Genomic DNA, 21,573 nt, shown 5'->3' on the forward strand with positions numbered 1-21,573 from the left:
ATGACGACTCGTACGTTCCGCATCATGGTGCGCGGCGCCTTCGACGCCCTCACCCCCAAGCAGCACGCCGAACTGACGGCCGCCGCGGCCGAGCACGACGTGCTGAAGGCGCAGTTCACCGACGAGGGGCATCTGACGTACGACCTGTCGGCGCGCCCGTTCTTCACCTTCCGGTTCCTGGAGTACGGCGAGGCGGAGGAGGACGTCGTGGCGGCGTCGGTACGGGCGGAGACGGCGGCGGAGCTGTGGCTGACGGACCGCGGGTACGGCTACAAGAACCTGAAGTCGCAGGCGCAGGACATGTCGCTGGCGGCGGTGGGCGCGCGGGGCAAGCAGGAGGCCCGGCGGAAGTCCTGACGGCCGGTCAGAACAGGGTGTCCTGTTCGGCGGCGGGGCGGGCCCGGGGCAGCAGGGTGAGGCCGTCGCAGGTGTCCGCGGGTTCGGCGTGCAGGGTCCAGCCGGTGAGCAGGCGGGTGTCGAGGAGCAGCGGGGGCCCGGCCGGCGGGTCGAGGAAGAGGTGGCCGCCGATCGGTCGGCGCAGTCGGCCGGTCAGGCGGGCGCCGTCGCTGAGGGCCTTGACCTGCTGGTACTGGTCGGGGGCGCCGGCGGTGAGGCCGTACAGCTCGACCTGGTCGGTGACGGGGTGGTCGGGCAGCAGGGTGAGCGGGTGCCCCGCGGGCGGCTGCCGGGCGAGCAGGTGCAGGGCGCGGGTGCGGCCGGCGGTGAGTTCGGCGTGCCGGTCGGCGGCGGTGGGGAGCGTCCACCAGGCGGGGTACTTGGCGGCGGCGGGGATCCGTTCGCGGGCCAGTTTGGCGTGGGCGAGGGCGAGTTCGGCGCGGCGGACGGCGGGCAGCGGGCCGTGGGCGACGAACGTCCAGGTGAGGGCGGCCTGTTCGAGCAGGCGGACGGTGCCGCGTTCTTCGGCGGTGAGGCCGACCTTGAGCAGGCCGGGGCCGAACCAGGCGAGGTAGAGGCGGTAGCTGCGGCCGTCGTCGAGGATCCGGTCGCGGGCGAGTTGCAGGCCGCGGTCGGCGCTCTGGCAGGTGGGGCACTGGGTGGTGGTGCCGTCGGGTTCGATGGCGGCGTGGTGCGGGCAGGGGCGGTGGCCGCGGGCGGTGGAGGCGCCGGTGCAGCGGCGCGGGCCGGCGATCCGCCAGGCGACGGGGAGTCCGTCGGTGAGCGGCCGGTCGTGGCGGGTGCGGCCGTCGGTGGCGGTGAGGCGGGGTGCGCCGTCCAGCCAGCGCAGTCCGGTCGAGGTCCATCCGTTCGCCTGGTGCATCCGGCGAGCGTAGGGCATGGGACCGACAGCGGGCACCCGAGGGGCTACGGCCGGTCAGGGGCGGAGCAGCGGCAGGACCTGTTGGCAGAGCCGGGACAGTGCGGCGCGTTGCTCGGCGTCGAGGCTGTCGAAGGCCTGGCGGGCACGGGTCATGTCGTCACGGATCCGGTCGAGGACGGTGCGGCCGTCGTCGGTGATGGTGACGATCTTGACGCGGCGGTCGGCGGCGGCGGCTTCGCGGTGGGCGTAGCCGAGTGCTTCGAGGCGGTCGACGATGCCGGTGACGTTGGAGGCGTCGCAGCCGAGGCGTCCGGCGAGGGCGCGCATCGGAACGGGTTCGAGGACGGCCTTGAGTGCTTTGGCCTGCGAGGAGTTGAGTCCGTGGCGGGCCGCGGCGGCGGCGAAGTCCTGGAAGTAGGCCGTGCCGACGGCCGCGACCTGCTCCATCAGCTCGGTGGTGGAGGGGGTGGTGCCGGTGCCTGTGGTGCTGCCCATGGCGGTCAGGGTACGCCCATCGTTTCAGTGCCTCCAGTATTGAGTGAGGCAAGTAATCAAAATGTCCAGGAACGGCGGGCGTTACAGCACCAGACGGTCGAACAGGTGGTGGAGTTCCGCCTCCGGGTCGGCGGTCAGGCCGGTGTGCACGGGGCCGGGCTGGACGACGGCGCTGCGCGGGGCGGTGAGCCAGCGGAAGCGCTGCCCGGGGTTGTCCGCGGCGGCCGGTCCGGCGGCCTCGCCGCCCGCGCAGACCGCTGCGATGCCGCGCAGGGCGCGCCGCACGCCGGCCACGTCCGCGACCGCGTCGAGGGCGAGCAGCCGGCCCTGGTCGAGGTGGGTGCGGGCGCCGAGGTAGCCGGAGTCGCGGCAGTACAGCAGGACGCCGATGTTGACGCACTCGCCGCGCTCGACCCGGGGAACGGCGCGGATCAGCGCGTACTCGTAGTCCTTGGGGTGCTGGTCCATCAGCCGGCCACCTCCGGGAGCCAGTCGCGGGGCCCGGCGAGGCGGGCGGTGAGCTGCGCGGTGTAGGCGGCGCGGACGGCGTCGGGGCCGTCGAAGCCGGGCTCGTCGGCGAGCCAGACGTCCGGGACGGCCGCGACGGCGGCGGGCAGGGCGGCCTCGGCCAGCGCGGCGAGTTCGGCGTCCACCTTCGACAGGTGGCCGGCGGCGTGCCGCAGGGCGTGGTCGGAGGCGTCGTAGGGCTTGCGCCGCCAGGCCTCGGCGCGCGCCCAGCTGTGGTGGAAGATCAGGCTGGCGCCGTGGTCGATGACCCGCAGGCCGCCGGCCGCGACCAGCAGGTTGGGGTTGCGCCAGGACCGGTCGACGTTGCCGATCAGCGCGTCGAACCAGAGCACCCGGGCGGCGGTGTCGACGTCGACGTCGAAGCAGAGCGGGTCGAAGTTGAGCGCCCCGGACACGAACGCCATGCCGAGGTTGGCGCCGCCGCTGGCCCGCATCTGGTCCTGGATCTGCACCTCGGGCTCGCTGCGGGCGAGCACCGGGTCGAGGTCGACCAGGGCCAGTTCGGGCACCGGCAGGCCGAGCCCGCGGCCGAGTTCACCGGCCAGCACCTCGGCGACCAGCGCCTTGCGGCCCTGGGCCGCGCCGACCCATTTCAACACGTACAGACGGCGGTCGTCGGCCTCGATCAGGCCGGGCATCGAACCGCCTTCGCGCAGCGGCGTCGCGTAGCGGACGGCCGTCACCTCGGAGAGCATCCCGACAGCCTAGCGGCCCTCATCGGCGGCTCCGGCCGGGAGCCGTTGGAGATGCACCCTCCGTGGGCCCGTGCGAGTGTGGCCAACAGTCGTCCTTAAGTCAGTCACGGACTCAGTCACGGACCCGCAAACGTAGGGGATGAACGATGGAACGACCTCGGATCCTGATCGTCGGCGGCGGCTTCGCCGGGCTGGAGTGCGCGCGCCGCCTGGAGCGCAAGCTCGCCCCTTCCGAGGCGGAGATCTCCCTGGTCACGCCGTTCAGTTACCAGCTGTACCTGCCGCTGCTGCCGCACGTCGCCGCCGGGGTGCTGACCCCGCAGTCGGTGGCGATCTCGCTTCGGCGCACGCTGCGCCGCACCCACATAGTCCCCGGCGGGGCGATCGGCATCGACCCGCGCTCCAGGGTGGCGGTGGTCCGCAAGATCACCGACGAGGTGGTGGCGGAGAAGTACGACTACCTGGTGCTGTCACCGGGCAGCGTCACCCGGACCTTCGACATCCCGGGCCTGCCGGACTACGCCCGCGGCATGAAGACCCTCGCCGAGGCGACGTACATCCGCGACCACGTGATCGCGCAGCTCGACCTGGCCTCCGCGTCGATGGACGAGAAGGAGCGGGCCTCGCGGCTGCAGTTCGTGGTGGTCGGCGGCGGCTACGCGGGCACCGAGACGGCGGCCTGTCTGCAACGGCTGACCACGGCGGCGATCCGGCGCTACCCGCGGCTGGACCCGGACCTGATCAAGTGGCACCTGATCGACATCGCGCCGAAGTTGATGCCGGAGCTGGGCGACAAGCTCGGCGAGACCGCGATGGAGATCCTCCGCGGCCGCGGCGTGGACGTGTCGCTGGGCGTGTCGGTCGCGGAGGTCGGCGCGGAGACGGTGAAGTTCACCGACGGCCGCACGCTGCCGTGCCGGACGCTGATCTGGACGGCGGGCGTGGCCGCGTCCCCGCTGATCGGCACGCTGGACGCGGAGACGGTGCGCGGACGCCTCGCGGTGACCGCGGAGATGCGGGTGCCGCAGTTCGAGGGCATGTTCGCGCTCGGCGACGCCGCCGCAGTGCCGGACCTCGCCAAGGGCGACGGCGCGGTCTGCCCGCCGACCGCGCAGCACTCGGCGCGACAGGGCCGGCAGCTCGCCGACAACCTGGTGGCGGCGGTCCGCAACCAGCCGTTGCAGCCGTACTTCCACAAGGACCTGGGCCTGGTGGTCGACCTCGGCGGCAAGGACGCGGTGTCCAAGCCGATGGGCGTGGAACTGCACGGCCTGCCCGCCCAGTTGGTGGCGCGCGGCTACCACGTGATGGCGATGCGCACCAACGCCGCGAAGTACCGCACCAGCGCGAACTGGCTGCTGAACGCCACCGCCGGCGACGACTTCGTCCGCACCGGCTTCCTGGCCCGCCAGCCCGCCCGCCTGCGGGACTTCGAGTACACCGACGCCTACCTCTCCCGCGACCAGGTCCGCGAGCACGCCCAGGCCCTGCTGGCCAAGGGCTGAGCCCACCGCCGAGCCCCCGCCCGCACCGGGCGGGGGCTTCGTCACGTGCTGTTCGAGGCGGCCGGGCGGCCTGGCCGGCAGGTCGAGCAGCACGATGGCATCACCGACCCGCAGCACCGCCTCGCCGTCGAACTAGCCCCGCAGCACGAACAGTTGACCCTCGCAGCAGATCTCGGGGCCGGCCCCGGAGGCGGGCCGGACGGCGGCATGGTCCTCGCCGATCGTCCACTCCACCTGGCAGTGGCCGGGCGGGTCGGCGAGGTCTCCGCGCCAACGGGCGACGGCGGCACCGCACGGGGTGCGAACCTCGGCGAGCACGGACGGGTCTTGGTCCAGGGGTCCAGGCGGATCCGCATCTCAGGCGACCCGGGCACGGCGCGGGACACTGCCGCCGCCAAGCACCGAGACGCCAGCAGCGGCAACCTCGGATCCGAGGGCCGGAAGCGCACCAGCGACAGCGCGGGCCTCGACGGGACGCAGAACGCCGCCACAGGACACTGAGCCATCACCGAACTTAACTACTGACAAAGGAAGTTCACCACCGACAATGACTCCCGGCCCCGAACACGTCCACAACGGCGACCCGGGAACCGAGGCCCTTGAACGCACCGGCGACAGCGCAAGCCTCGACGGCGCGCAAAATGCCACTGCCAGACACCGACCAGCACCGAACTCACCTACCGGCAACTGAAGTTCACCACCGACAATGACTCCCGGCCCCGGAGCCGCCGCAACGGCGACCCGAGAACCGAGATCCTTGAGCACACCGGCGACAGCGCAAGCCTCGACGGCGCGCAAAATGCCACTGCCGGACACCAGCCCATTACCGACCTCGCCTATCAGCGCGAGAAGTTCACCACCGACATAACTCCCGGACCCGGAGACGCCAGCAACGGCGACCCAGGATTCGAGAGCCTTGAGCGCATCAGCGGCAGCGCGGTCCTCGACGAGGTGCAGAATGCCGCCTCCGGACATCGCCCCATCACCGAACTCACCCATCACCAGCGACAGTTCGCCATCTCAGGTGACCCGGGAGCCGTGGGCGGGGCCGTGCAGGGCGGCGGCGACGGCGGCGGCCAGGGCGGGGGCTTCGGCGGGGTCGAGGGGGGCGATGCCGATCCGGATGGCGGGTGGGGAGGCGAGGCGGAAGCGGGAGCCGGGGGCGACCACCCAGCCGCGGTGCAGCAGCGCGGCGGCGACGGCGGTCTCGTCGGGCACGGGCACCCAGACGTTGACGCCGCTCTCGCCGTGGGCCCGGACGCCCTGCGCGGCGAGCGCGGTGAGCAGCGCGTCGCGGCGGGCCCGGTAGGCGGCGGCGATCGGCGCGGCGGGGGCGGCGTCGGTGCGGCGCAGTTCGACGACGGCGCGTTGCAGCAGGTGGCTGACCCAGCCGGCGTCCAGGCGTTGGCGGCCGAGGACCCGGGCGACGGTGTCGGCGTCGCCGGTGACGACGGCGACCCGCAGGTCGGGGCCGAGGGCCTTGGCGGCGGAGCGCACCAGCGCCCAGTGGGTGACGGTGGTGCCGCCGCGGCCGTCGGCGGCGAGCGACTGGAAGGGCTGGTCGACCATGCCGTGGCCGTGGTCGTCCTCGATCAGGACGGTGCCGGGGCGGGCGGCGAGGACGGTGCGCAGTGCGGCGGCGCGGCCGGGGGTGAGGGCGGCGCCGGTGGGGTTCTGGGCGCGGCTGGTGACGATCAGGGCGCGGGCGCCGCCGTCGAGCGCGGCGGCGACGGCGTGCGGGAGCGGCCCTTCGTCGTCGACGGGGACGGGGGCGGTGCGCAGGCCGAGGGCGGGCAGCAGGTCGAGGACGCTGCCCCAGCCGGGGTCTTCGACGGCGACGGTGTCGCCGGTGCGCAGGGTGGCGGCGAGGACGCGGCCGATGGTGTCCAGGGCGCCGGAGCAGACGGCGAGTTCGCCGTCGGGGGCGCCGTCGGCGCGGAATTCGGCGCGGAAGCCGTCGAGGAGTTCGGGTTCGGCGACGGGATCGCCGTACAGGACGGCGGGGCCGGCCGCGGCAGCGGCCAGGGCGGGGCCGAGCGGGGGCAGCAGGGCGGGGTCGGGGTTGCCGGCCGACAGGTCGCGCGCGCCGGGCGGGACGGGCAGCCGGGCTTCGTCGCGGGGGGTGGTGGCGGGGCGGGGTCGGATCCGGCTGCCGCGGCGGCCGGCGGTCTCGATGACGCCGCGTTCGCGCAGCAGGCGGTAGGCGGCGGCGGCGGTGTTGGGGTTGACGCCGAGTTCGGCGGCCAGGTCGCGCATCGGCGGCAGGGCGGCTCCGGGCTCCAACCTCCCGTCGGCGACGGCGCGTTCGATGTCGGCGGCGATCTCGCTGGCTCGCCGACCCGTGATCCGATACTCTCCTAGCACAAAGATAATTATGCACTAGTACATTGGGGGTTGTCATGTCGGACACGCCGAGGGACACGTACGCCCGGAACGATCTCACCACCCCCACCCGGGACAAGGAGCGGGCCGCCTGGGACCGGGACGCGGTGCACGCGATCCTGGACGCCGGGTACCTCTGCCACCTGGGCTTCGTCCGGGACGGCGCGCCGGTGGTGCTGCCCACGCTGTACGCGCGGGTCGGCGAGCGGCTGTACGTCCACGGCTCGACCGGCAGCCGCCCGCTGCGCGGGGCGCGCGACGAGCAGGGCCTGGCGGTGTGCGTGACTGTGACGCACCTGGACGGCCTGGTGCTGGCGAAGTCGGCGTTCAACCACTCCGTCAACTACCGCTCGGTGGTGGCGCACGGCACCGCCCACCAGGTCACCGACCCCGAGGAGCTGCGGATCGCGCTGGACGCGATCGTCGAGCAGGTGGCGCCGGGGCGGGCCGCGGACTGCCGGCCGGGCAGTGCGAAGGAGCTGGCGGCGACGGCGGTGATCCGGCTGGAGCTGGACCAGGTGTCGGCGAAGTCCCGCACGGGCGACGTGGTCGACGACGAGGCGGACCTCGACCTGCCGTACTGGGCGGGCGTGGTCCCCGTCGCCCCGGTCTACGGCACGCCGCAGGCCTCCCCGCACTCGGACCTCCCGCTGCCCGGGTACCTGGCCGGCCCGACGTGCTGATCCGCGGCTGGGACCGCGGCACCGAGCAGGAGTGGCAGGAGTGGCTGGCGGCCGGACGGGACTTCGGCACGCTGGCCGCCAACGGGCCCGAGGGCCCGGTCCTGGCGCCGACGCACTTCCTGCTGGACGCCGCGGCGGGCGAGATCCTGCTGCACCTGGCCGCCCCCAATCCGCTGCTGGCGGCGGTGCGGGCCGACCCGCACGTGACGCTGGCGGTCACCGACGACTACGCGTTCGCGCCGGGCCGCTGGCGCGGCGCGCCGTACACGCCGACCAGCTACTACGCCTCGGTGCAGTTCTCCTGCACCGCCGAGCCGGTGGAGGACCCGGCCGGAAAGGCGGAGATCCTCAACCGGCAGCTGGCGCACTTCCAGCCCGAGTGGCCCGAGGACCGGGTGGTGGTCGGGGCCGCGCCGTACGGGCCGCAGCTGACCGGCCTGTGCGGGCTGCGGCTGACGGTGCGCCGGGTGCGGGCGAAGTTCAAGTACGACGACAAGAAGCCGGTGGAGGTGCAGCTGGAGATCGCCGAGCGGCTGGCCGAGCGGTACGCGGCGACCGGGAACCCGCAGGACGCGGCGGCCCGGGCGCAGCTGCTGCGGCGACGCACCCGTCGCCCCGCCCTCGGCGGTTCATCGGACTGACAGCTCATCGGTTCCGGGCGTGTCGAAGCCGCGCCGCGGGGTAGCCGCTGGTCGAATTACCTCCGGATAAATCCGCCCGTAACCGGACGGATCATCACGTAGGGAGAGAGCACTGGCTACCCACTCCGCCGTCCGGGACGAGCACCTCGGCCATGTGGTGTTCATCTCCGCCGCCGCCGCGATGGGCGGCTTCCTGTTCGGCTACGACAGTGCGGTGATCAACGGCGCGGTCACCGGCATCCAGAAGCACTTCGGCGTCGGCAACGGCGAGACCGCGTTCGTGGTGGCGATCGCCCTGCTGGGCTCGGCGGCCGGCGCGGTGATGGCCGGCTGGCTGGCCGACCACCTGGGCCGGGTACGGACCATGCTGCTGGCCGCGACGCTGTTCGCGATCAGCGGCATCGGGTCGATGTTCCCGCCCAGCATCGAGGTGCTGGGGGTGTGGCGCGTGCTCGGCGGCATCGCGATCGGCATCGCCTCGGTGATCGCCCCCACCTACATCGCCGAGGTCGCGCCGACCGCCTACCGGGGCCGCCTCGCCTCGTTCCAGCAGATGGCGATCGTGCTCGGCATCACCGTCTCGCAGCTCGCCAACTGGGCGCTCAACCAGGCCGCGGGCGGCGAGTCCACCAACCACCTGGCGGGCATCCAGGCCTGGCAGTGGATGCTCGGCGTGGAGGCGGTGCCCGCCCTGGTCTACGGGCTGATGGCGATGGCCATCCCCGAGTCGCCGCGCTACCTGATCGCCGACGGGCGCGAGGAGCAGGCCCGCAAGGTGCTGGTCGAGGTGGAGGGCCCGAACGTCGACCTGGACAGCCGGGTGGCGGAGATCCGCCGGGTGCTGGACACCCGGCGCAAGCCGCGGCTGACGGACCTGCTCGGCGGGCGGTTCGGGCTGCTGCCGATCGTCTGGGTCGGCATCGGCGCCTCGGTGTTCCAGCAGTTCGTCGGCATCAACGTGATCTTCTACTACTCGTCGTTCCTGTGGCAGTCGGTCGGCATCAACGAGTCCAACTCGCTGCTGATCTCGCTGTCCACCTCGATCGTCAACGTCATCGGCACGGTGGTCGCGATGGCGCTGGTCGACCGGATCGGCCGCAAGCCGCTGGCGCTGGCCGGGTCGGTCGGCATGGCGATCGCGCTCGCGCTGGCCGCCTGGGCGTTCTCCTTCCGGCACGGCACCGGCAACACGGCCACCCTGGACAACACGCACGCCACCGTCGCACTGGTCGCCGCGCACGTCTTCGTGTTCTGCTTCGCGTTCTCCTGGGGCGTGGTGGTGTGGGTGCTGCTCGGCGAGATGTTCCCGAACGCGATCCGGGCACTGGCCCTGTCGGTCGCCGCGTCCGCGCAGTGGATCGCCAACTGGGCGATCACCGTCAGCTTCCCGAACCTGGCGGACTGGAACCTGTCCGCGACGTACGTCATCTACGCCTGCTTCGCCCTGCTGTCGATCCCGTTCGTGGCCTTCTGCATCAAGGAGACCAAGGGCAAAGCGCTGGAAGAGATGGGCTGAACTCTCGCTGACACACCGTCACTGTGGCGGTGCGGGAGGTGGATCCGGGCCTAGAGTGCCAGACGAACCTTCCTGCCCGCCGCCGCGCGCGCGGCCACCCCGACGGAGAGGCCATGGGCGCTGCCCGCCAGAACGTCAGCTTCGCCGGCCCCTCCGGCCGGACCGTGCACGGCTACCTGGCGGTGCCGCCCGCCGGGGTCGGCCCCGGAGTCCTGGTGGTCCAGGAGTGGTGGGGCCTGACCCGGCACATCGCCGAACTCACCGACCGGCTCGCCGCCGAGGGCTTCCTCGCCCTCGCGCCCGACCTGTACGGCGGCACCGTCACCCACGACCGGGACGCGGCCGCCCGGATGAAGCGCGAACTGCCGCCCGAACGCGCCGCGGAGGAGCTCGCCGGGGCCGTCTCGCACCTGCTGGCGCACCCCGGGGCGGTCGGCGACGCGATCGGCGTGACCGGCTTCTGCATGGGCGGCGGCCTCGCCCTTCAGCTCGCCGCCCGCGAGGGCGACCGGGTCGCCGCCGTCGTCCCGTTCTACGGCCTGCCCGGCGACCCCGACTACGACTACCGCGGCCTGACCGCGCACGTCCTCGGCCACTTCGGCGAGCAGGACGCCTCGCTGCCCGCCGCCGTGGTCGACGAGGCCGCGATCCGGATCGGCGAGGCCACCGGCCGCCGCCCCGAGATCCACTTCTACCCGGCCGGCCACGCCTTCATGAACGACGAGAAGACCCCCAGCAGCTACGACCCGCTGCAGGCCGCCATCGCCTGGCGCCGCACCCTCACCTTCCTCTGGGCGCACCTGGGTTGACGGAAAACCCCTGGTCCGGGCCGGGCGGCGGGTGGTAGTCCTGGCGGATGCTGATCGGGGAGAAGGTCCTGCTGCGGGCTCGGCAGGAGAGCGATGTCGCGGTGCTGCACGCGGAGTTGTACGAGGACGTCGCGGTGCGCACCCGCACCGACGGGCGGCCCTGGCGGCCGCTGCCCGTCGAGGCCTCGCCGTTCCGGGTGACGGGGGCCGAGGAGTCGGCGGTGTTCTCGGCGGTGGAGCGCGCGAGCGGCGAACTCGCCGGAGCCGCGGTGCTGTGGGGCGTCAACACCCATCACCGCTCCGCCCACCTGGGGATGTCCCTGCGGCCCGCGGTGCGCGGGCGCGGCTTCGGGACGGACGTGGTGCGGGTGCTGTGCCGGTACGGCTTCGAGGTGCGCGGCCTGCACCGCCTGCAGGTGGACACGCTGGCGGACAACACGGCGATGATCGGCGCCGCCGAACGGGCCGGGTTCCGCGTCGAGGGGACGATGCGCGGGGCCGCCTGGGTCTCCGGCCGGTTCGTCGACGAGGTGGTGCTGGGGCTGCTCGCGGAGGACTGGGCGCCCTGAAATTCGGTGGACAGGGCGGTCGCCCGCGGGCCATCGTCGGTCGGTGCGAATCACCTACCCGGCCTGGGCCGGCCGCAACTACCGGATTCAGACCGCCGCCACGGTGGTGAGCGGCCTGGGCAACGCGGCCGCGCCGATCGCCACCGCGTTCGCCGTGCTGGGCGCGGGCTGGGGCACCGCCGAGGTGGGCTACGTGACGGCGGCGCGGACGGTGCCGCTGGTGGTGCTGATGCTGATCGGCGGGGCGGTGGCCGACCGCTGGCCGCGGCACGTGGTGATGGTGGGCGCCAACGCCTTCAACGCGGTGTCGCAGGCGGCGCTGGCCGCGCTGGTGCTGATCGGGCATCCGCCGCTGTGGGCGCTGCTGGCGCTGGCCGCGGCGGGCGGCGCGGGGCAGGCGTTCTACACCCCGGCCGCGGAGGGCGTGATCCTCCAGGCGGTGTCGGCCGAGCACGCGTCGAAGGCGCTCTCGGTGTTCAAGATGGGCACGAACGGCGCGCAGATCGCCGGCGCCGCGCTCGGCGGCCTGCTCGCCGCGGCGACCGACCCCGGCTGGGTGCTGGCGGGCGACGCGGCCTGTTTCGCGGTGGCCGCGCTGATGCGCACCGGTCTGACGCAGGTCGGCGGGCAGCGCGCGGCCGGGCCCAGCCTGGTGCACGAACTGCGGGTCGGCTGGCGGGAGTTCGTCTCGCGCCGCTGGCTGTGGGCGATCGTCGTGCAGTTCTCCCTGATGAACGCCTGCGTGCTGGCCGTCGAGACGGTGTACGGGCCGGTGATCGCCGAGGACCGGATGGGCGGCGCCGGGGCGTGGGGCACCGCGATGGCCGCGCTCAGCGTCGGCATGGTGGTGAGCGCGGTGCTGATGGCCCGTTGGCAGCCGCGCCGGATCCTGCTGGTCGGCAACGGCGGCGTGTTCCTGTTCGGCCTGCCCGCGCTGGCGCTGGCGCTCGACCTGCCGCTGGTCCCCGTCGTGGTGGCGATGTTCCTGTCCGGCGTCGGCGTCACGGTGTTCGTGGTGGGCTGGCTGGTGGCGCTCCGTCAGGAGATCCCCGAGGAGCTGCTGTCGCGGATCTCCGCGTACGACGCCTTCGGCTCCTTCGCGCTGATGCCGGCGGGCACCGCGCTGGCCGGTCCGGCGGCGGACGTGCTGGGCCGCTCCGGCGCGCTGTGGGCCTGCGCGTTGACGTGCCTGGGCCTGGCCGCGGCGGTGCTGCTGGTGCCGGAGGTACGGCAGTTGGAGCGCAAGGTGCCCGAGGCGCGCGGCAACCTGCCGCAACCGGAGCCTGCCACGTCCGGGTGACTGCCGCCCCGGTCTGCAACCCCCGGGGGCCGGAATGCGTCCGTGCGGGCAACTGGCCACGACCCGGTGAGGAACCCGCATGGGCAAGCCGCTGCTGTACATTGACGTCGACGGGGTGCTGAACCCGGTGTTCCCGCACCCCGACGAGGACTTCGACTCCCATACCCTGCTGGGCTATTCGGTGCTGCTGTCACCGCGCCACGGCGAGTGGCTGCACGAACTGGCCGAGCGCTACGACCTGGTGTGGGCGACCACCTGGGAGTTCGAGGCGAATCGGTACATCGCCCCGCTGCTGGGTCTGCCCGACCTCCCGGTGGTCAAGTTCAGCGGCTACGTCCCGCAGCCGGGCGACCCGCGGGTGCCGCTGATGGAGCTGTTCTCCGCCTTCAAGTGGGCGCCGCTGCTGCGCTACGCCCAGGGCCGCCCGTTCGCCTGGATCGACGACTGCATCCCCGCGCGGCTGGTGCGCCGCAGCCTGCTGCGCCCGGACCGGCTGCTGATGCCGATCGACCCGGCGCAGGGCCTGCAGCGCGAACACGTGGAGCGGCTGCTGCGCCGTCCCCCGTCGCAGACCTGGCTCAACCGGTGGGCGGGCTGACCGGCGCCGGACCGGCGCCTCGGCGCGCGCCCACCTCGACCCAGACGTGCTCCCAGCGGGCCGTGCGGGCGTGCCCGAAGCGGTCGCCGTGGCGCAGCACCCGCAGCACCGCCAACGTCTGGGTGCGGTCGGGTCGTTCGACGACCTTGAGGCTGACCTTGGTGGCGCCGCCGTTGCGGTCGTGCTCGACCAGGGGCCGGCGGCCGGTGAGCTTGTGCAGCGCGTCCGCGATCCGGCGGGCGCGCTCCTGGTTCCGCTCCCGCTCGCCGTGCCACCCCTGCTGCCCGCCCATGCCGCTCCCGTTCCCCTGCCGCCGGGCGGGCCGCGCGCCCGCCGGGCGTCACCCTACTCGCAGCCGACCGCCCGTCAGGAACGGGCGTTTCAGGACGGCAGCCAGCTGACGTGCCCGGCCAGCAGGGCGTAGCCGACGAAGGCCACGGTGTCGATCAGGGCGTGCGCGGCGACCAGCGGGCCGACCCGGCGCCAGCGGCGGTACAGCAGGCAGAACACCACGCCCATCACCATGTTGCCGACCAGGCCGCCGACGCCCTGGTACAGGTGGTAGGAGCCGCGCAGGACGGCGCTGGCGGTGATGATCGCGGGCCAGGACCAGCCGATCTGGTGCAGGCGGCGCACCAGGTAGCCGACCACCACGACCTCTTCGAGGATGGCGTTCTGCCAGGCGGCGGCGACCAGCACCGGGATCCGCCACCACACGTCGGGCAGGCCGGAGGGGGCGACGGTCAGGTTGAAGCCCGCCGCCTGCGCGCCGAGGTAGAGGGCGAGCCCGGAGCCGCCGATGGCCGCGGCGAGGAGCGTGCCTCGGCCGAGGTCGGAGAGTTTGCGGCGCAGGTCGAAGCCGATGGTGCGCAGCGAGGCGCCTTCGCGGACCAGCAGGTAGCCGACCAGCACGACGGGCATCAGGCCGCGGGCGATGTAGTACAGCTGCCAGGCGAGGTCGAGCCAGGGGCGGCCGGGGGCGCGGGAGGCGTTGAGGGTGGCGACCTGCTGGCCGAGGCCGACGGGTTCGGTGAGCGAGCCGGCGAAGCTGATCAGCGCGGAGACGCCGCTCGCGCCGAGCGAGAGCCCGAGCACGATGAGCAGTTCGACGGCGAGCAGCTGGCGGGAGGGGGTCTTGGTGGTGGCGGGCTCGGCCGAGGCGGTGGTCACTGGTCTCCCCGAGGGCGGATGCGGCCCGGAGCTCACGGTCGGCTCCGGGCCGATCATCCTTTCACAGGACGATGAGACGTTCCTGGACCCTGTTCAGGGGCGTCGGTGCGGTCAGTCCACCGGCCAGGTGTGCACGGGCTCGCCGCTGCGCATGCCCTCGATGTAGCGCCGGGTCATCTCGGCGATCGCCGCGTTCGGGTCGAGGCCGCGGCGTTCGCGCAGCCGGTGCACGGTGGCCGCCTGCCAGGCGGCGCCGTTGGTGCGGCGCAGGCAGCGCTGTTCGATGATCCCGAGGTAGTGGTCGCGGTCGCGGGCGGCGATGCCCCACCGGTCCAGCCCCTGGTGGGCGAGCGGCAGCAGTTCGTTCAGCACCAGGTCGGTGGCGGGCAGTTCGACCAGGCCGCGGGCGCCGCGCCCGGAGCGGGGCCACCACTGGACGGCGTCGATGCCGTGCCGGGCGCCGTTGAGGAAGTTCTGGTCGGCCTTCTCGTACGGCAGCCTGGTCCAGATCGGGCGGGGCTGTTCGGCCAGCATCCGGACCAGGCCGTAGAAGAAGGCGGCGTTGGCCAGGATGTCGGCGACGGTCGGGCCGGCGGGCAGGCAGCGGTTCTCCACCCGCAGGTGGGCGACGCCGCCGGCGACGTCGTACACGGGGCGGTTCCAGCGGTAGATGGTGCCGTTGTGCAGCCGCATCTCGCCGAGCCGGGGCGCGCCGCCGGAGGCCAGCACCTTGACCGGGTCCTCGTCGTCGCAGATCGGCAGCAGCGCCGGGAAGTACTTGAGGTTCTCCTCGAACAGGTCGTAGGCGGAGTCGACCCAGCGTTCCCCGAACCAGGTGATCGGGCGCACCCCCTGGGCCTTGAGCTCGGCCGTACGGGTGTCGCAGGCCTGCTGGAACAGCACCGGGCGGGTCTCGCGCCACAGCTCGCGGCCGAACAGGAACGGCGAGTTCGCGCCGAGCGCGAGCTGGACGCCGCAGATCGCCTGGGCGGCGTTCCACACCGAGGCGAACCGGGCGGGGGTGACCTGGAGGTGCAGTTGCAGGGAGGTGGCGGCGGCCTCGGCGACCATCGACACCGAGTCGATGGTGAGCCGCTCCACGCCGTCGATGTCGAGCGCGATGTCCTCGCCGCGGGCGGCCAGGATCTGGTCGCTGAGCAGGGTGTAGCGGTCGTTGCTGGACATCGCCTCCAGCCCGGCGTGCGCCAGGTCCAGGGTCGGCAGGATGCCGACCATGACGAGCCGTCCGCCGGCCTGCCCGGCCCGCCGGTCGGCGTAGCGCAGGGCGGTGCCGAGTTCCTCGCGCAGGTCCTCGAAGACGTGTCCGCCCAGGCGGCGCGGGGCGATGTTGAGCTCGACGTTGAAGCGGCCGAGCTCGGTCTGGAAGTCGGTGGAGGCGATCGCGTCCAGCACCGCTTCGTTGCCGAGCATGGGCTGCCCCTGCTCGTCGGCCAGATTGAGTTCGATCTCCAGGCCCATCATGGCCTTCGGCCGGTCGAACCGTTCCTCCCTGAGCATCCGCCCCAGGACGTCCAGACAGGACTGGAGCTTGCGGCGGTACAGCTGCCGGTCGGCCAGCTCCGCCCGGGTCGCCACGACCTTCTCGCCCACGGGTGCCTTCCCTCCCCTCGGTCGACAGTGCCTGTGCATCATGCCCCGCGCGAAGATTTATAGCCCACGGTCCGAACAGCCGAACGCCACACTGTTTCTGACGACGCGTCAGCTCAAACCCACTTGCGTGACGCCACGGAACGTGATATGAAGGTCACCCTGCGCACTTGTTCGAGTAGAATTCGCACGCCGCTCAGGCCAGGTCAGGGCCGTCCGAGACTCCCCCACCGTCGAGGGACTCGTCGACGACCCGCCCACCCCCTCGGCGATCTTGCCCAACCGGACACGGCCAGACCCCTCGCTGTCGAAGCCATGCCGGTATGCCGCAGTACGCCGATCTCGAACGGAGAGGCGACTCACCATGACGTTGCACCTGTCCCAGCCCCCGGCCGGCGCCCTGCACGCCGTCCGCTCGGCCCTCGCGCCCGGGGCGGCCCTGCCGCCGTCCGCGGCCGCCGTGCTCCGCCATAGCGCCGACCGCCCCGAGCCGCTGCTCGCGCTGCCCGTGCACGCCCTGCGCGGGCCCGCGCCCCGGCTGGCCGACGCGGACTGCACCGGCTGGCGGTTCCTGCTGCGCGCGGCCCGCCCGGACGCGGCGGGACCGCCGTGCCCGCACGGGGACTGCGACGGCGCGGGCGGGGCGGCGCACGGGCGGCCGGAGCACCGCCCGCTGGTCACGGGCGAGTTCACCGAGGACGGGCTGGAGCACGTGGTGGCCGCCGCCGAGGTCGCCGCCGGCGCGGACGGGCCGGTGTTCTCGCACCTGACCGCCGGCCCCTACCTGGACTCCACCGTCCGGGCGCTGCGCCAGGCCTGGCAGCTGGTGCACCCCTCCCCCGCCCACTACGAGCCGCGGCTGCTCTCGCTGCCCGAGCACTACGCGTCCGCGCTGTGGCTGCACAGCGCGCTGCCCGGCGAGGACCTGCTGATCCCGCTGGCCCCCGCCCCGCTCGGGATGGCGGCCCATCAGGTGCTGTCCGCCGCCGAACTGCCCGTCCGGCTGGCGAACGCCCCGGCGGCGCGGCCGACGGCGCTGATCGGCTGACGCCCCGCCCGGCCCCGTTCCCCGGCGCCATTGCTCGGTGTACCACCCCAACGGGCCATGCCGTAATGATCCGATCGGATCGTTCCGGGATGGCCCGTTCGGGCGCGGACCGGGCCGCCCGACGCCCGGTAGGGTGATCTCGCCCGATCTTCTGTGGCGCATGTCACCAAATGCCTGCGCGAGCGCCCGGAGAGTCGGACACTGGTGTCGGCCGGGGGAAGACCACACGTCCTACCCGGCTGACGCCGTTTCACACCTGATGCGGTGAGAAAGTTTCCGTCGACAGGGCGGGCGCCCCGGGGGGTGACCGTGCGACGGCGCGAATCCCGAGCGAAGCGAGGTACAACGATGTGCCAGCACCGAACCGACTGCCCGTCCGCCGAGTCCTCGGACCGTGAGGCGGCCGAGCCGGTCGCCCGCCACCCCGAGCAGGGCTGGAGCCTGCTCTGCAACGGGGTGCTGCTGTTCGACGACACCGGCGAACTGCTGCCGGACGGCCGCGTGATCGCCCCGCGCCGCACCTTGCTGATCGCCGCCTGAACGCGGTTCGAGCTGTCTTCGCCGATCGTCGCCCGCCCGGAGTGCGCCCTCCCGGCGGGCTTCGGCGTTTCCGGCCCTTCGTCGGGAGACCGCCCCGGGGCCGGTTCAGGATCCGCCGAGCGGGAGATCGGCCGCCGTGGACGGGTCGTACCAGAAGCTGAGCATCGGGGCGTGCCACTGCCAGTCGAGGGCGCCGTAGAGGGCGCGCCCCTCGGTGGTGCCGACCAGCAGGCCGGTGCGCGCGCCGGCCGCGTGCGCCTCGCTCTGCAGGGTGCGCATCAGCAGTGAGCCGAGGCCGCGGCGGCGGTGCTCGGGGGCCGTCTCGACCTGGTCGACGGCGGCGAGCAGCGAACCCTCGGAGTCGGGCGCGATGCCGATCTGCCCCCGTGCGGCGTACTCGCCCCCGACGGTGCGCACCATCGCGCGGACGACGCCGCCGCGGCTCCAGGTGGTGATCCGGTAGCCGGCCGGGACGGCCGGGTGCTCGGGGCGCAGCCGACAGGTCATCAGGTGGCCGGGGACGTCCACGTGCCAGCCCGGTCCGATCCACGGCAGGGCGCGCTCGTCGACGTCGAACAGCTTGAGCCAGGTCCACGGGGCGGTGATGCCCTCGGTGAGTGCGCGGACGTCCGACTCGACGGGGGCGGGCAGCACGTGCCGCCAGGGGTGGCGGGGTTGGCCGACGTCGATGCTCCAGCCCCAGGGTTCGGGCCGCGGGTCGGCGGCGCCGCGGGCGACCGTCCAGCCGCTGAGCCAGTCCCGGACGAGGGCGGGGACGGTCGGGTCGTCGGGCATGGGCACACTCCGAGATCGGTAAGGGTCCAATTGCACCTGGGGATGTTACCTGCCGACGATGCGGACGTCCCGGGCTTTTCCTCGCGCGCCCCGCCGCACCGAGATGTCTGTACAGGTTGCGGAGCGCGTCATCCACCGGCCATCCGCCGCACTGGTCCAGTCCACCTGGGCGGCCTAGGAATGGTCGCGGCCGGGCGGAGCGAAGCCCGGAACCGTGCACGAGGAGCCCCCGATGAGTCCCGAACTGTCGCGCCGTACCCTGCTGGGCGGCGCCGCCGCCGCGACCGTGCTGTCCGCACTGCCGCTGAGTGTCCGTCAGGCGCTGGCCGCGCCGGCCCGCCCGGGCAAGCTGGAGGACATCCAGCACGTGGTGGTCTTCATGCAGGAGAACCGGGCGTTCGACCACTACTTCGGCACCCTGCCGGGTGTCCGCGGCTTCGGCGACCGCGCCGCGGTGCGCGGCGTCAACGGCCGCTCGATCTTCCACCAGCCCGACCCGTCGCGGCCCGAGGGCCACCTGCTGCCCTTCCCGATGAACGCCGCCCACACCAGCGCCTACCAGCAGGGCGCGCCCGCGTTCGGCTACGTCGACTCGATGAGCGCCTGGAACGACGGCCGGGCGGACGGCTCGGTGACCCGGCGCTCCTCCGGCTGGCTCGGCCAGGGCTACTACGAGAGCGCCGACATGCCCTTCTACCACGCGCTGGCCTCGGTGTTCACCACCTGCGACGCGTACTACGCCTCGGTGCAGTGCAACACCAACACCAACCGCGAGCACCTGATGTCGGGCACCAGCGGCGGCACCGTCCGCGACACCCCGGTGACCGACAACTCCGAGCCCGCCGCCGGGTTCGAGTGGACCACCTACGCGGAGCGCCTGGAGCGCGCCGGGGTCAGCTGGCGGACGTACCAGGCGCTGGACAACTTCGACGACAACGCCCTGGCCTGGTTCACCAACTTCATTCAGGCCAAGCCGGGTTCGGCGCTGTACGAGCGGGGCCTGCGGCAGGTCGGCGACCCGGCGAAGAAGGGCGACCCGTTCGCGATGGGCGACGCCCTGGTCGACGCGTTCGCCGCCGACGTGCGCGACGACAGGCTGCCGCAGGTGTCCTGGCTGATCGCGCCCGCCGCGCTGTCCGAGCACGCCAACTACGCCCCGCCGAACGGCGAGCACCTGACGGCCCGGCTGCTGGCGGCGCTGACCGCCAACCCGGACGTGTGGGCGAAGACCGTGTTCATCCTCAACTACGACGAGCACGGCGGCTTCTTCGACCACCAGCTGCCGCCGGTGCCGCCGCTGGCCGCCGGGCGCGGCGCCTCCACCGTCCCCGTGGACGGCGAGGTGGTGGTGCGGGTGTCCAAGGGCGGCTCGACCTACCACCGGGTGGTCGGGCAGGACGGCCGCTACCGGGTCAGGAACGCGGACGGCAGCCTGGGTTGGTCCACCGCGCTGCCCGCCGGGGAGACCCTGGTGGCCGGCCCGTTCCCGATGGGCCTGGGCGTGCGGGTGCCGATGGTGGTGGTCTCGCCGTGGACCCGCGGCGGCGTGGTCGACTCGACGGTGTACGACCACACCTCGGTGATCCGCTTCCTGGAGCAGCGGTTCGGCGTCGCCGAGCCGAACATCTCGCCGTGGCGGCGGGCGGTCACCGGCGACCTCACCAACCTGTTCGACTTCTCCGGGCAGGACCCGGCGTGGCCCGCGCTGCCCGACACCTCCGGCAACCGGCAGAAGGTCACCGACACCGGCAAGCTGCCCGCGCCGACCGTCCCCAAGCCGCAGCGCTTCCCGCAGCAGCCGCGCGCCACCCGCACCGCCCGGCCGGTCCCGTACCACCTGCAGGTCAAGGCGCGGGTCCGCAAGGGCGTGCTCACCCTGGACCTGGCCAACCCCGGCCGGCAGGGTGCGGTGATCGCCGCCTACCCGGAGCCCGGCGCCGCGCCCCGGCACTACACGGTGGACGTGAAGGGCAAGCTCTCCGACAGCTGGCAGCTCGGCCCGGACGGTTACGACCTGCGCCTGCACGGCCCGAACGGCGCGCTGTGGCACCTGCGCGGCGACGCGGCCGGCTCCTACGAGGCGTCGGTCTCCGAGGACGGCGGCGGCGGTTGGCAGTTGGCCGTCGAGGTCGCCAACCGCACCTCCGTCAGCCGGGTGATGACCATCGGCGACCTGGCCTACGGCGGCGGGCAGCGCGAGGTGCGGCTCGGCGCGGGCGAGTCCGCGGTCGTCAACCTGCCGGTGGGCAAGGAGGGTTGGTACGACGTGGTGGTCACCGCCCGGGACGACGCCCGCTACCGGTTCCGCCGGGCCGGCCGGCTGCCGAACCGGGCCGTGGGCTTCACCGACCCGGCGATCGGCCTGGTCGACCCGCTGACCGTCGACGTCACGCTGGGCTCCGCGTCCGCCACCATCGACGAGCCGCTGCTGCTGCCCGGCCGGCCCGCCCGGCTCAAGGCCCGGTTCACTGCCACCGCCGACCTCGCCGCGCTGGAGGCCTCGCCGCTGCTGCCCGACGGCTGGCCCGCGGCCCGGGTGGTGACCGCACCGCCGTCGACCGTCCCCGCCGGCGCCGTCGTCGAAGCCGAGTGGGAGGTCCTGCCGCCCGCGGCGCTCCCCGCGACCGGCGTCAGCCGCCTGCTGGTCACCGCCCGCGCCACCGCCGCCGACCGGTACGCCGTCGCCGACGGCGAGCTCGCGGCGCGCACCGCCCCGTCGATGGCCGGGTACCTGCTCGGCGAGGACTTCGAGTCGCTGGCCCCGCAGCTCGCCCCCGTCGCGGGGGTGCTGGGCTGGACCGCGAAGGCGCCCGCCGGCTGGTCGGTGGTCAACGCGCCCGGCATGCCGCAGGGCACCGTCCGCCTCCAGGGCTGGACCTTCCACACCAAGCGCGAGTGGTCCACCCCCGCCGGCCAGGACCGCGGCAACTTCACCCGCGGCCTCGGCATCCTCGCCGTCGCCGACCCCGACGACTGGGACGACACCGGATCCCCGTCCGCCAAGGGCAAGTTCGACTCCACCCTGGTCTCCCCCGCCGTCCCGATCCCGCCCGGCGCCACCACCCTGCACCTCGCCTTCGACTCCCACTACCGCCAGGAGGCCCCCCAGAAGGCCACCGTCACCGCCGTCTTCGACACCGGCGCCGAGACCCGCCTGCTCACCTACAGCAGCGACGCCACCGGCAACGACAACGGCGGCAAGGACGCCGAGAACGCCTTCGTCACCCGCCAGTTCGCCGTCCCGCCGAACGCGGGCACGGTCACCCTGAAGTTCCGCATGTACGACGCGGGCAACAACTGGTACTGGGCCGTCGACCACGTCCGCCTGGACGTCCGCCCGATCGGCGGCTGAGCCGAGGAAGGCCGGGCCCCGCTCCTGATGTGCCGTCAGGAGCTGGGCCCGGCTTGGCTG

23 protein-coding genes are annotated in these 21,573 nt (G+C 73.5%); 12 read left to right on the forward strand and 11 right to left on the reverse strand.

All coding sequences use genetic code 11. The annotated features are described in order from the left end of the window. Entirely contained in the window at nt 1–357 is a 357-nt protein-coding gene (locus CG736_RS03140) for a DUF6204 family protein (RefSeq protein ID WP_100584562.1), read from the forward strand. 7 nt (nt 358–364) lie between these two features. Here CG736_RS03140 and CG736_RS03145 read toward each other — a convergent pair whose 3' ends face one another. The 4 genes from CG736_RS03145 to CG736_RS03160 form a co-directional block, all read right to left on the reverse strand. Beyond that, nucleotides 365–1,279: a DUF2797 domain-containing protein gene (locus CG736_RS03145; protein WP_157815381.1), complete on the reverse strand. Its 915-nt coding sequence runs from the start codon at nt 1,277–1,279 to the stop codon at nt 365–367. A 54-nt stretch (nt 1,280–1,333) separates the two neighbouring features. Next, nucleotides 1,334–1,774, reverse strand: a complete 441-nt coding sequence (locus CG736_RS03150) for a MarR family winged helix-turn-helix transcriptional regulator (RefSeq protein WP_043911675.1) — start codon at nt 1,772–1,774, stop codon at nt 1,334–1,336. Nucleotides 1,775–1,855: 81 nt separating this feature from the next. Beyond that, nucleotides 1,856–2,245: a DUF3037 domain-containing protein gene (locus CG736_RS03155; RefSeq protein ID WP_198520366.1), complete on the reverse strand. Its 390-nt coding sequence runs from the start codon at nt 2,243–2,245 to the stop codon at nt 1,856–1,858. Next, nucleotides 2,242–2,997, reverse strand: coding sequence for a HipA family kinase (locus CG736_RS03160; protein ID WP_100584565.1), 756 nt, complete (start codon nt 2,995–2,997; stop codon nt 2,242–2,244). Before CG736_RS03160 ends, CG736_RS03155 begins: the two co-directional genes overlap by 4 nt. 146 nt (nt 2,998–3,143) lie before the next feature. Between CG736_RS03160 and CG736_RS03165 the strand changes: the two genes are divergently transcribed. After that, nucleotides 3,144–4,502, forward strand: coding sequence for an NAD(P)/FAD-dependent oxidoreductase (locus CG736_RS03165; RefSeq protein ID WP_100584566.1), 1,359 nt, complete (start codon nt 3,144–3,146; stop codon nt 4,500–4,502). 132 nt (nt 4,503–4,634) lie between these two features. Here the strand turns inward: CG736_RS03165 and CG736_RS35870 are convergent, their stop codons facing one another. The 3 genes from CG736_RS35870 to CG736_RS03175 are packed head-to-tail and all read right to left on the reverse strand — an operon-like array spanning nt 4,635 to nt 6,866. Continuing rightward, nucleotides 4,635–4,820 carry a hypothetical protein gene (locus CG736_RS35870; protein ID WP_157815382.1) on the reverse strand — a complete coding sequence of 62 codons (186 nt, stop codon included), beginning with the start codon at nt 4,818–4,820 and terminating at the stop codon, nt 4,635–4,637. A gap of 39 nt (nt 4,821–4,859) precedes the next feature. Further along, nucleotides 4,860–5,501, reverse strand: a complete 642-nt coding sequence (locus CG736_RS35875; RefSeq protein WP_157815383.1) for a hypothetical protein — start codon at nt 5,499–5,501, stop codon at nt 4,860–4,862. 21 nt (nt 5,502–5,522) lie between these two features. Then, nucleotides 5,523–6,866 carry an aminotransferase class I/II-fold pyridoxal phosphate-dependent enzyme gene (locus CG736_RS03175; protein ID WP_100584568.1) on the reverse strand — a complete coding sequence of 448 codons (1,344 nt, stop codon included), beginning with the start codon at nt 6,864–6,866 and terminating at the stop codon, nt 5,523–5,525. 35 nt (nt 6,867–6,901) lie between these two features. On the opposite strand from CG736_RS03175, the gene CG736_RS03180 reads away from it, so the two are divergent. From CG736_RS03180 to CG736_RS03210, 7 genes are all read left to right on the forward strand, one after another. Next, nucleotides 6,902–7,567, forward strand: coding sequence for a pyridoxamine 5'-phosphate oxidase family protein (locus CG736_RS03180; protein WP_100584569.1), 666 nt, complete (start codon nt 6,902–6,904; stop codon nt 7,565–7,567). Then, on the forward strand, nt 7,561–8,208 hold the full coding sequence (locus CG736_RS03185; protein WP_100584570.1) for an FMN-binding negative transcriptional regulator: 648 nt from the start codon (nt 7,561–7,563) through the stop codon (nt 8,206–8,208). The genes CG736_RS03180 and CG736_RS03185 overlap by 7 nt, the downstream gene beginning before the upstream one ends. 154 nt (nt 8,209–8,362) lie before the next feature. Next, entirely contained in the window at nt 8,363–9,724 is a 1,362-nt protein-coding gene (locus CG736_RS03190; protein WP_255418980.1) for a sugar porter family MFS transporter, read from the forward strand. A 113-nt stretch (nt 9,725–9,837) separates the two neighbouring features. Continuing rightward, entirely contained in the window at nt 9,838–10,533 is a 696-nt protein-coding gene (locus CG736_RS03195; protein WP_100584572.1) for a dienelactone hydrolase family protein, read from the forward strand. 47 nt (nt 10,534–10,580) lie between these two features. Next, entirely contained in the window at nt 10,581–11,102 is a 522-nt protein-coding gene (locus CG736_RS03200) for a GNAT family N-acetyltransferase (protein ID WP_100584573.1), read from the forward strand. Nucleotides 11,103–11,145: 43 nt separating this feature from the next. Continuing rightward, nucleotides 11,146–12,402, forward strand: a complete 1,257-nt coding sequence (locus CG736_RS03205; RefSeq protein ID WP_100584574.1) for an MFS transporter — start codon at nt 11,146–11,148, stop codon at nt 12,400–12,402. 79 nt (nt 12,403–12,481) lie between these two features. Further along, nucleotides 12,482–13,000: an HAD domain-containing protein gene (locus CG736_RS03210; protein ID WP_100584575.1), complete on the forward strand. Its 519-nt coding sequence runs from the start codon at nt 12,482–12,484 to the stop codon at nt 12,998–13,000. Here CG736_RS03210 and CG736_RS03215 read toward each other — a convergent pair. The 3 genes from CG736_RS03215 to CG736_RS03225 form a co-directional block, all read right to left on the reverse strand. After that, a complete protein-coding gene (locus tag CG736_RS03215) occupies nt 12,981–13,292 on the reverse strand; it encodes a hypothetical protein (RefSeq protein ID WP_100584576.1) in 312 nt (103 codons plus the stop codon). The genes CG736_RS03210 and CG736_RS03215 overlap by 20 nt on opposite strands. An 89-nt stretch (nt 13,293–13,381) precedes the next feature. Then, the gene (locus CG736_RS03220) at nt 13,382–14,170 is read right to left on the reverse strand and encodes a CPBP family intramembrane glutamic endopeptidase (protein ID WP_232733752.1); all 789 of its coding nucleotides are present in this window, start codon (nt 14,168–14,170) and stop codon (nt 13,382–13,384) included. Between the two features lie 111 nt (nt 14,171–14,281). Beyond that, entirely contained in the window at nt 14,282–15,781 is a 1,500-nt protein-coding gene (locus CG736_RS03225; protein WP_100584578.1) for a glutamate--cysteine ligase, read from the reverse strand. A 361-nt stretch (nt 15,782–16,142) separates the two neighbouring features. Between CG736_RS03225 and CG736_RS03230 the strand changes: the two genes are divergently transcribed. Beyond that, complete coding sequence (locus tag CG736_RS03230) at nt 16,143–16,826, forward strand: hypothetical protein (RefSeq protein WP_232733753.1); 684 nt, start codon at nt 16,143–16,145, stop codon at nt 16,824–16,826. A 348-nt stretch (nt 16,827–17,174) separates the two neighbouring features. Then, a complete protein-coding gene (locus tag CG736_RS03235; RefSeq protein WP_043911656.1) occupies nt 17,175–17,366 on the forward strand; it encodes a DUF5999 family protein in 192 nt (63 codons plus the stop codon). Nucleotides 17,367–17,471: 105 nt separating this feature from the next. Here CG736_RS03235 and CG736_RS03240 read toward each other — a convergent pair whose 3' ends face one another. Continuing rightward, complete coding sequence (locus tag CG736_RS03240; protein ID WP_100584579.1) at nt 17,472–18,161, reverse strand: GNAT family N-acetyltransferase; 690 nt, start codon at nt 18,159–18,161, stop codon at nt 17,472–17,474. A 232-nt stretch (nt 18,162–18,393) separates the two neighbouring features. Between CG736_RS03240 and CG736_RS03245 the strand changes: the two genes are divergently transcribed. Next, nucleotides 18,394–21,513: a phosphocholine-specific phospholipase C gene (locus tag CG736_RS03245; RefSeq protein ID WP_100584580.1), complete on the forward strand. Its 3,120-nt coding sequence runs from the start codon at nt 18,394–18,396 to the stop codon at nt 21,511–21,513. The last annotated feature ends 60 nt before the right edge of the window (nt 21,514–21,573 follow it).

Origin of the sequence: Kitasatospora sp. CB02891 (assembly GCF_002803145.1) — a bacterium.
In the GTDB taxonomy this organism is placed as follows: domain Bacteria; phylum Actinomycetota; class Actinomycetes; order Streptomycetales; family Streptomycetaceae; genus Kitasatospora; species Kitasatospora griseola.

Excerpts from the sequence above, each read along its gene's own strand:
- CG736_RS03140 (WP_100584562.1), top strand. The coding sequence starts at position 1 with ATGACGACTCGTACGTTCCGCATCATGGTGCGCGGCGCCTTCGACGCC.
- CG736_RS03145 (WP_157815381.1), bottom strand. The coding sequence starts at position 1,279 with ATGCACCAGGCGAACGGATGGACCTCGACCGGACTGCGCTGGCTGGAC.
- CG736_RS03150 (WP_043911675.1), bottom strand. The coding sequence starts at position 1,774 with ATGGGCAGCACCACAGGCACCGGCACCACCCCCTCCACCACCGAGCTG.
- CG736_RS03160 (WP_100584565.1), bottom strand. The coding sequence starts at position 2,997 with ATGCTCTCCGAGGTGACGGCCGTCCGCTACGCGACGCCGCTGCGCGAA.
- CG736_RS03165 (WP_100584566.1), top strand. The coding sequence starts at position 3,144 with ATGGAACGACCTCGGATCCTGATCGTCGGCGGCGGCTTCGCCGGGCTG.
- CG736_RS35875 (WP_157815383.1), bottom strand. The coding sequence starts at position 5,501 with ATGGGTGAGTTCGGTGATGGGGCGATGTCCGGAGGCGGCATTCTGCAC.
- CG736_RS03180 (WP_100584569.1), top strand. The coding sequence starts at position 6,902 with ATGTCGGACACGCCGAGGGACACGTACGCCCGGAACGATCTCACCACC.
- CG736_RS03195 (WP_100584572.1), top strand. The coding sequence starts at position 9,838 with ATGGGCGCTGCCCGCCAGAACGTCAGCTTCGCCGGCCCCTCCGGCCGG.
- CG736_RS03200 (WP_100584573.1), top strand. The coding sequence starts at position 10,581 with ATGCTGATCGGGGAGAAGGTCCTGCTGCGGGCTCGGCAGGAGAGCGAT.
- CG736_RS03210 (WP_100584575.1), top strand. The coding sequence starts at position 12,482 with ATGGGCAAGCCGCTGCTGTACATTGACGTCGACGGGGTGCTGAACCCG.
- CG736_RS03215 (WP_100584576.1), bottom strand. The coding sequence starts at position 13,292 with ATGGGCGGGCAGCAGGGGTGGCACGGCGAGCGGGAGCGGAACCAGGAG.
- CG736_RS03230 (WP_232733753.1), top strand. The coding sequence starts at position 16,143 with ATGACGTTGCACCTGTCCCAGCCCCCGGCCGGCGCCCTGCACGCCGTC.
- CG736_RS03235 (WP_043911656.1), top strand. The coding sequence starts at position 17,175 with ATGTGCCAGCACCGAACCGACTGCCCGTCCGCCGAGTCCTCGGACCGT.
- CG736_RS03240 (WP_100584579.1), bottom strand. The coding sequence starts at position 18,161 with ATGCCCGACGACCCGACCGTCCCCGCCCTCGTCCGGGACTGGCTCAGC.
- CG736_RS03245 (WP_100584580.1), top strand. The coding sequence starts at position 18,394 with ATGAGTCCCGAACTGTCGCGCCGTACCCTGCTGGGCGGCGCCGCCGCC.